General features: G+C 32.3%; 12 protein-coding genes. 2 read left to right on the top strand and 10 right to left on the bottom strand.

Features of this window, described 5'->3' with window-relative positions; translation table 11 throughout:
• On the bottom strand, window positions 1-196 hold a 196-nt coding region (locus tag BD31_RS09785), incomplete at its 3' end, for a hypothetical protein (protein WP_081583211.1).
• A gap of 95 nt (window positions 197-291) precedes the next feature.
• Here BD31_RS09785 and BD31_RS03850 point away from each other — a divergent pair.
• A complete protein-coding gene (locus BD31_RS03850; RefSeq protein WP_008298836.1) occupies window positions 292-480 on the top strand; it encodes a hypothetical protein in 189 nt (62 codons plus the stop codon).
• Window positions 481-513: 33 nt separating this feature from the next.
• Here the strand turns inward: BD31_RS03850 and BD31_RS03845 are convergent, their stop codons facing one another.
• From BD31_RS03845 to BD31_RS10910, 4 genes are read right to left on the bottom strand one after another with little or no spacing between them, the layout of a single operon-like run.
• Entirely contained in the window at window positions 514-1,233 is a 720-nt protein-coding gene (locus tag BD31_RS03845; protein WP_008298838.1) for an alpha/beta fold hydrolase, read from the bottom strand.
• Window positions 1,234-1,288: 55 nt separating this feature from the next.
• Complete coding sequence (locus BD31_RS09665) at window positions 1,289-1,828, bottom strand: hypothetical protein (RefSeq protein ID WP_008298816.1); 540 nt, start codon at window positions 1,826-1,828, stop codon at window positions 1,289-1,291.
• 51 nt (window positions 1,829-1,879) lie between these two features.
• Window positions 1,880-2,107, bottom strand: a complete 228-nt coding sequence (locus BD31_RS10915; RefSeq protein ID WP_250634642.1) for a universal stress protein — start codon at window positions 2,105-2,107, stop codon at window positions 1,880-1,882.
• A gap of 28 nt (window positions 2,108-2,135) precedes the next feature.
• Window positions 2,136-2,315, bottom strand: coding sequence for a universal stress protein (locus BD31_RS10910; RefSeq protein ID WP_250634641.1), 180 nt, complete (start codon window positions 2,313-2,315; stop codon window positions 2,136-2,138).
• A gap of 187 nt (window positions 2,316-2,502) precedes the next feature.
• Between BD31_RS10910 and BD31_RS03835 the strand changes: the two genes are divergently transcribed.
• Window positions 2,503-4,671: a heavy metal translocating P-type ATPase gene (locus BD31_RS03835; protein WP_008298834.1), complete on the top strand. Its 2,169-nt coding sequence runs from the start codon at window positions 2,503-2,505 to the stop codon at window positions 4,669-4,671.
• A gap of 116 nt (window positions 4,672-4,787) precedes the next feature.
• Here BD31_RS03835 and BD31_RS03830 read toward each other — a convergent pair whose 3' ends face one another.
• The 5 genes from BD31_RS03830 to BD31_RS03810 form a co-directional block, all read right to left on the bottom strand.
• Complete coding sequence (locus BD31_RS03830) at window positions 4,788-5,693, bottom strand: DMT family transporter (RefSeq protein WP_008298826.1); 906 nt, start codon at window positions 5,691-5,693, stop codon at window positions 4,788-4,790.
• Window positions 5,694-6,135: 442 nt separating this feature from the next.
• A complete protein-coding gene (locus tag BD31_RS03825) occupies window positions 6,136-6,399 on the bottom strand; it encodes a hypothetical protein (RefSeq protein WP_008298822.1) in 264 nt (87 codons plus the stop codon).
• A gap of 4 nt (window positions 6,400-6,403) precedes the next feature.
• A complete protein-coding gene (locus BD31_RS03820) occupies window positions 6,404-6,589 on the bottom strand; it encodes a hypothetical protein (protein ID WP_008298829.1) in 186 nt (61 codons plus the stop codon).
• Window positions 6,590-6,720: 131 nt separating this feature from the next.
• Window positions 6,721-7,260, bottom strand: a complete 540-nt coding sequence (locus tag BD31_RS03815; RefSeq protein ID WP_008298831.1) for a hypothetical protein — start codon at window positions 7,258-7,260, stop codon at window positions 6,721-6,723.
• A 34-nt stretch (window positions 7,261-7,294) separates the two neighbouring features.
• A partial coding sequence (locus BD31_RS03810; RefSeq protein ID WP_008298821.1) for a hypothetical protein occupies window positions 7,295-7,561 on the bottom strand: 267 nt, incomplete at its 5' end.

Below are 7,561 nucleotides of genomic sequence, written 5' to 3'. Positions count from 1 at the left end.
CATGAATTTCTTTTCTTGCTCTGTTACCTCTGGGCGTACTTCGTAGTTTTACACTACAACATGGACACCTTACACCAGAATGTCTTAGAAATTCTTCACATACTGGACATCGTTTCTGCCCATCTTCATATCTATTTCGACCTTTGTATCCTAATGCCTTGTATCTGACACAGATTCCTTTACACACATTTACCATCTTGTTGTTTTAGAATTTTTTTTAGATATTTAACTAGCCTGTCTTACAATTGTAAACTACAAATTATTTATGCGTGTATTGTATTTGTTAATGTGATGTTTGGGTTCAAGAAATATTGTCCTATATGTGGAGTTGAAGTAGATAAAAAAACTACACATAAAAGATTTGGCAAATATTTTTGCAATGAAGAACATGCAAATAGATTTGTTATAATAAAAACTGAAGAAGAAAACCAGCAAGAAGAATATAGAAAGAATCATCCAAGACGCGGCGGATGTTGTTAAAAGTTCAGCAGATTTTTAATTCCTATTCTTTTGTTATGATCTTTTTGTAATCCACTCAGTAACTCTTGGCCATAATTCTTTGTGTGCTTTTTTACTTATGCATAATCCAACATGACCTGTTGGATATTCTATTATCTCTTTATCGGTACTTGGAATATCACACATAACATATTTGCTAGAGTCTGGTGGAACCAAATCGTCATTTTCCCCAACTATGTTTAATATAGGCATAGTAAGATTACTAAGATCAACAAGTTTTTCGCCAACTTTCATTTTGTTATGGATGAGTTGGTTCTTCTGATAAATTTTTTCAATAATCTCTTTGTACACTTTACCTGTGATTGGTCTACTATCATACAACCACATCTCAATTGCCATAAACTGCTGAATTTCCTCTGGGGAATGTGGTTTTTTGAAATAATTTGGATATTTTAGAACAGATTCTAATGGATTTCTCATCATAAAGGCAAAATTCAAAAGTTGTCCTGGGACATTACCAAACTTTTCTATCATGATATCTGGTTTAATTTGCTTTGTCCATTTTTCAATTACTGTGTCTGGTTTTTCCAAATCAATTGGTGTTGCATGCAAGACTAGATTTTTCACCATTTCTGGATGCATTGCAGAATAAATTAATGAAAAAATTCCTCCCCAACAATACCCAAACAGAGTTATTTTCTTAAAACCAGTAATTTCTTGAACTTTTTTAACAGATTTTTCTACATATTCATGAATATATTTTTCAAGAGTCATATCTTTGTCAAAAGTAGTTGGAGTTTCCCAGTCTGTAGCATATACATCAAATCCATTATCGATAAAATGTTTTTACAACACTGATCTTAGGTAACAAATCAAGAATGTAATGCCTGTTTATCAGTGAATAAACAATTAGAATTGGATCTTGTTTGACTTTTTTAGAGTTGTAATGAAGTAAGTGATATTGACCATCCATCTTTATTGATTCAGAGTCTGTTCGGTTTAGATTGTCACGTAGAGGTTCAAGCATTTTGTTAAGGATAGAAAATTGATCGACAGATTTCTTATACCACCTACCAATTCCAAAATACTCTGATAATGTGAACCATGAGTCCATGGTTTTTGAGAGGGAATTTACAAAACCATCTTTTTTTATTTTCTCTCGAAACTCTTGATCAAAAGTTTTCCTCATTTTTGATTGTGCATCATTAGATAAAAAATTGGTCAATGTAATGTTGTTTTCAAGTAATGTTTTTGAAATCGAATCAGCTAAAATTGCATTGTATTGAACAAATAATTGATTTTGATTTAGAACATAATCTATGTATGAAGATGAGAATTTCTGAAACGTATTATGATTAAAAATACTCATTTCATCTCTTCCTTGTTTGTATTTTATTGAAAGAACTATTTAATATTGAAATTATTTTACTATCAACACCGGACAATGAACTTGCTGTGAAACTCCATTAGCTACACTTCCTAGTAATACTTTTCTCCAACCTGTTAGTCCATGAGAGCCCATTATTACAAGATCAACTTTGTTTGTTTTTGCATATGTAACTAATTGTTTTACAGTTGAATCTGTTATGAGTACGTCAATAGAAGTAGAAATGCCTGCTTTTTTTGCATCATCTTTTAGTTCAGACATTTTATGTGCCATAACGTTTTTTGCAGTTTTAAAAAATTTCTTTGTTGATACCACTATCTAAATAACTAGATCCTGTATCAGCATGACTAAGACATGAAACTACATTAATTTTGGAATTGTATTTTTTTGCCATATCTAATGCAATCTTGAATGCATGATTGGAATGTTTGGAACCATCCCATGGAACTAATACATTTTGGAATAACATGACCGTATATTTCTTTGAAGTTAATTTAAGCCTGTCTTGATTATCATTTTTGACATTACATACATTTTACATTTGTAAAGCATTCTATTGAAATATGACGAATTGCTAATCACAAAAAATGAAACCAAGTATGAGAATTACCGTTTGTCTTTAAGGCAAATCTTGTTATTTGAAGAGGGAGATTAGTATGGCAAAAGATCCAGTTTGTGGAATGATTGTAAATGAAAAATCAGGACTCTCTTCTGATTTTGGTGGAAAAAAATTCTACTTTTGTAGTCCTACTTGTCAGAAAACTTTCACAGAACCTGAAAAAGAACTATCCAGAATGAAGAAGCGAATCTATGTGGCTACTTCGGGAGCCTTAGCTCTTGCAATAATTAGAGGGGCACTTTATCTTGGTGTTGCTGCTGGGGCAATCACAGTTTCATGGGTTCCATTTCCTGAAATACCATTTCTCTCATATGGTTTACTTCTTTTCATAATTGTAACTCCTGTCCAATTCATTGGAGGGTGGACATTCTATGTTGGAGCCTTCCATGCAATTCTTAAAAAAACTGCAAATATGGATTTGTTAATTTCAATTGGGACATTGACTGCATACATCTACAGTACTGTGGTTCTTTTCTTCCCAGATGCAATCCCTGGAGATGAAAAATTTGTTTACTTTGAAGTATCTGCTGTAATTATTGCCTTTGTTCTTTTAGGAAAATATATGGAAGAAGCAATAAAAAAGAAAAGCTCATCTGCTGTAAAAAAATTACTTGATCTGAGTCCTCCTATGGCAAGAGTGGTTCGTGATAGTTCAGAAATTGAAATTCCTTCTAATCAGATTAAACTAGACGATATCATGATCGTAAAGCCTGGAGAAAAAATTCCTACTGATGGAGTTATAATTAGTGGTGAGTCGTCTATAGATGAAAAAATGATTACAGGAGAAAGTTTGCCTGTTGGAAAAAAACCAGGTGATCAAGTCATTGGTGCCACTGTCAACAAACAGGGATTACTTCAAATCAAAGCAAGCAAAGTAGGAAAGGAAACTGCATTATCTCAAATTGTTCATGTTGTAGAGCAAGCACAATCTTCTACTGCAAAAGTGCAAAGAATGGCAGATTCCATTGCAGCAAAATTTGTTCCCTCTGTAGTAAGCGCGGCTGTTGTGACGTTTTTGCTTTGGTATTTTGTTATGGGCGATTTTATTGCAGGAATGCTTGCATTTGTTGCAGTAATGATTATTGCATGTCCTTGTGCACTTGGAGTAGCTACACCTGCCGCGTTGATGGTAGGAGTTGGAAAAGGTGCAGAATCTGGAATTTTAATCAGAGGTGCTGAATACTTGGAGCGTTCACAAAAAATCAACACCATAGTATTTGATAAAACAGGTACTATAACAAAAGGAGAGCCTGATGTTACCGACATAGTATCATTAAATGAATTAACTGAAAGACAAATTCTTGAATATGGCGGAACAGTTGAATCGGGATCAGAGCATCCTATTGCTCAAGCCATTGTAAACAAAGTAAAAGAAATGAAAATTCCTCTTATCGCTCCTGACGAATTTGAATCACTAAATGGACTAGGAGTAAGAGGTATTGTTCATGGGAAAAAAATCTATGACGGAAATCGCCAAATGATGAAACAATTTAGTATTGATGCTAGTCTTGCTGAACAAAACATGGAAAGATTGGAATCTGAAGGCAAGACGGCAATAATGGTAGCTATTGATGATAAAATAGAGGGAATAATTGCAGTTGCAGATTCTCTAAAGGAGACTTCTCAAATGGCAATAATGGCACTCACCGATCTTGGAATTGAATCCATCATGATTACAGGTGACAATGAAAAAACTGCCAAAGCGATAGCCCAAAAAGTCGGTATTGAAAAAATTATTGCCAATGTTTTACCTGCAGATAAAGCCAAAGAAATCAAAAAGCTACAAGATCAAGGAAAATTTGTTGCAATGGTAGGTGATGGAATTAATGATGCACCTGCTTTGGCTCAAGCAGACATAGGAATTGCAATTGGCAGTGGTTCTGATATTGCAAAAGAAACAGGCGGAATAATTTTGATTAGAGATGATTTAATGGATGTTTCTCGTGCAATTAGATTGAGCAGGGCAACCATGAAAAAAATCAAACAAAACCTTTTCTGGGCTTTTGCATACAACTCTGGCGGAATACCTATTGCTGCCTTAGGATTGCTTAACCCAATTTTTGCTGCTGCTGCCATGGCACTAAGCTCAATTTCGGTTATTGCAAATTCCTCACTACTTAGGCGATACAAGATTACAAGTGGAGAAGAAAAACTAATGAAAAATTACCAATCTCAACAACAAAAACTTGAACGGGCAAAATTATGACAAATAAAAGAAAATATCTCAACTGATAAAGCGCTAACCCTGCCAGAGTTAGAACTCCTGCTATGATACCTACAATGATTATGATCTTTTCTTAACTCATTTCTTAGTTATATTATCTAGACTGGACTAATTACTGTCTCTTTCCTACTCACAAGATAAACTCCTAGTATCATAATTCCTGCTGCAATAATTTGATACAAGCTAATCTGTTCTGCTAAGAATATGGCAGATGATAATACACCAAATACCGATGACATTGAAAATATGGTAATAGTTCTAACTATGCCGATTCTTTTTAGACTTTGCAAGAAAAAATAAAGTGACGCTGCAAATCCTACAGTTCCTAGTGCTAAAATTGGCATAATCTGATTTAACTCTATGTTGATATCTACTTTGAATACCAACAATGCAATTACAAATAACATTACTCCGCCTATTGCGGATTTTATTTGTACAATATTTGCAACATCCATCTTTTGTGCCAGATATCTACTAAGATTGTTATCAAGCGCCCAAAATAACATCGCTAAAATTAGTAACATGTCCTTGTAATGAATTTGTTGTAAGGTAAAGTCTGAAAAATTAAGATTTGTTGTTATGATTATCATGCCCGATAGAACTAAAAGAATTGCAATCCACCCAACTAATCTTAACCTTTCTTTGAAAAACATCACTGCAAGTAAAACAGAAAAAAATACCTCACCATTTGCAATTATTGCTGCGTCTGACGCACTTGCATGCGTTAATCCTACAAAATACAAGCTTGGTGCAATTACGGCACCGCAAACTGCAATGGATAGAATTAACAAAATATCTCGTCTTGTAATATTCCTCTTTTTCTTTTTTGCAAAAGGACTCAAAGTAATTGCAGATATTATGTATACTAAAGACGCAAGCAAAATAGGATCAACTGACGAAACAAGAGGTTTTGCTACTACTGATACTGACCCAAACATAATAGCTGCCAAAACTGCAAATAGATACCCTAGCCTATGACTGCCATATTTCTGGGTTAAATTCATGCTTTTGAATTGAATATTTATCTATTTTAAGCCAGATTCTTTTTTGGTATACCTTACTCAGAATTTGATCTGAAAGTCAGCCATTAAAAGAGAAAGTCAATATTTCCTACTCTAACTTATAGTTCAAATTTCTAAACTCAATTGCAGTGTTGAAGTAAAAGTTTGATACACTCATTTTTAATAAAATAAGTGCAAGAATTCAACAGTGTCAATTGCCTATTAGATAATAAATTGAACCCAAAATTCTTACAGGAAATAATACATTTTTTATTTACATACAGTATTTTGAATAATCACACTATGAAAAATTCTTTTTATGTAAGTTCATACTATTAAACATGTGTTTGAATACTGGGTTGTAACTACTGGATTAAGTTTTAGTACTGGTCTGGCTTCATGTGCATTTTATGATTTTTTAAAAAATAGTTAACTCGGACAGATGTTAATTAGAATTCATAATCAGTAATTGTTTAAGATGCTTTTTTCCTTTCCCAGTAATCAGAATCATGCTAATTGCATCTTGTGGTTCACCTATCCAATCTATATAATTCGAAGAACGTAGTTTGCCTAAAACATCATACAAAGAAGATTTTGGAATATTTGTGCAACGGCCTATTTTCCACGCTGCTACATCATCAGTTTGTTTGTTTAGGAATTGTAAGATATATTTTTCATATAGACGATATTTTCCATTACGCGATTTCAATATTCTATCTTCTATCGTTAACTTTAGTTCTATTTTTCAAAGATTTTTTGGCATTATTTCTCAAGGTTTTTTCTAAGAGTTTTTCATCTCTTTTAGTTACAAACCCCGAACTAAGTAATTCAATGTAGTTTAGGTTTTTAATTCGTGAACCATTAGAAAATCTCTTTCCAAGCAAATAGAGTAAATTCATGCACATATTATGCAGATTAATCTAATAAAGATTTGCTGGTATAAATTTTATAAAATATTTACAAGAGTATTGAACTGGTTAATCAGATCTCTATGAGAGAATTAGATGAGGACGTTATGATGAAAAAGAGATTATTTTTGTTTATTATAATATCCCAAGTTCAGATTTAATTGTTCTATATCTATATCTTGTAATTTAGAATTATGTGCAATTATTATTCTAGCCTTGTTAATATCAGTTAAAATTCTATCAATATATGGTTTAGATCTAAATACACCACTCTGTTCAAATTTATCCCATTTTTTAAGAATCACATCTTTTAATTCCCCCAAAGTCATGTAGATTAAATCATCATCATCTCTCATCAAAATTTTTGCTTTAGATTCATCAATCTTTCGTTTATTGATTTCTGTTTTAAGATTTGAGAACATAGCATCATCTATCCAATTGGGTTCACCAGACAAACAATCTCGAATTTTCTCTCGAAGATCATTTTCTAAACAATACAAAATCTTGTACGCTTCAATATTGTCATTTGCTTCTTTGATATATTTTTCATTAAATTGTAAAATTGAATTTTCATCAGAACTAAATTCAACTAAATTATTAATATCTTCAGAACTGTTTTCAATTTGAATTAAATCATTTATACTATGTTGAATTTTCCACATAAAGCTATTTAATTTGATTTCATTAAAATTCATGTCATCCTAAATTTTCTTTTAAGCTTTTAAAAATTGCATCATAAACTTCTTTTGTTGTAGTTGTAGGTAAATTCAAAACAATTGTATGAGTTAGATTAAACCCATTAGATTTTTCTGGAAGCGGAATTGGAAGATTTTGTTTTTCATCATTAGAGAGTTTTGAATCAATTGAAGTAAATTTTGCCAGTTTTGAAAGTGCAACAAAGGATTGAGTGATAAGTCTGACTGTAGGCGCATTTTCTTTTTCTCCAGTCACCGCAATTACATG

Source organism: Candidatus Nitrosopumilus salarius BD31 (genome assembly GCF_000242875.2).
GTDB classification, from domain to species: Archaea; Thermoproteota; Nitrososphaeria; order Nitrososphaerales; family Nitrosopumilaceae; genus Nitrosopumilus; species Nitrosopumilus salarius.
The sequence above is the reverse complement of the archived record's forward strand: the minus strand, read 5'-3'. Positions and strand labels throughout refer to the sequence as shown.

Excerpts from the sequence above, each read along its gene's own strand:
- BD31_RS03850 (WP_008298836.1), top strand. The coding sequence starts at position 292 with ATGTTTGGGTTCAAGAAATATTGTCCTATATGTGGAGTTGAAGTAGAT.
- BD31_RS09665 (WP_008298816.1), bottom strand. The coding sequence starts at position 1,828 with ATGAGTATTTTTAATCATAATACGTTTCAGAAATTCTCATCTTCATAC.
- BD31_RS10915 (WP_250634642.1), bottom strand. The coding sequence starts at position 2,107 with ATGTCTGAACTAAAAGATGATGCAAAAAAAGCAGGCATTTCTACTTCT.
- BD31_RS03835 (WP_008298834.1), top strand. The coding sequence starts at position 2,503 with ATGGCAAAAGATCCAGTTTGTGGAATGATTGTAAATGAAAAATCAGGA.
- BD31_RS03815 (WP_008298831.1), bottom strand. The coding sequence starts at position 7,260 with ATGTGGAAAATTCAACATAGTATAAATGATTTAATTCAAATTGAAAAC.
- BD31_RS03845 (WP_008298838.1), bottom strand. The coding sequence starts at position 1,233 with ATGACTCTTGAAAAATATATTCATGAATATGTAGAAAAATCTGTTAAA.
- BD31_RS03830 (WP_008298826.1), bottom strand. The coding sequence starts at position 5,693 with ATGAATTTAACCCAGAAATATGGCAGTCATAGGCTAGGGTATCTATTT.
- BD31_RS03820 (WP_008298829.1), bottom strand. The coding sequence starts at position 6,589 with ATGAATTTACTCTATTTGCTTGGAAAGAGATTTTCTAATGGTTCACGA.
- BD31_RS10910 (WP_250634641.1), bottom strand. The coding sequence starts at position 2,315 with ATGTTATTCCAAAATGTATTAGTTCCATGGGATGGTTCCAAACATTCC.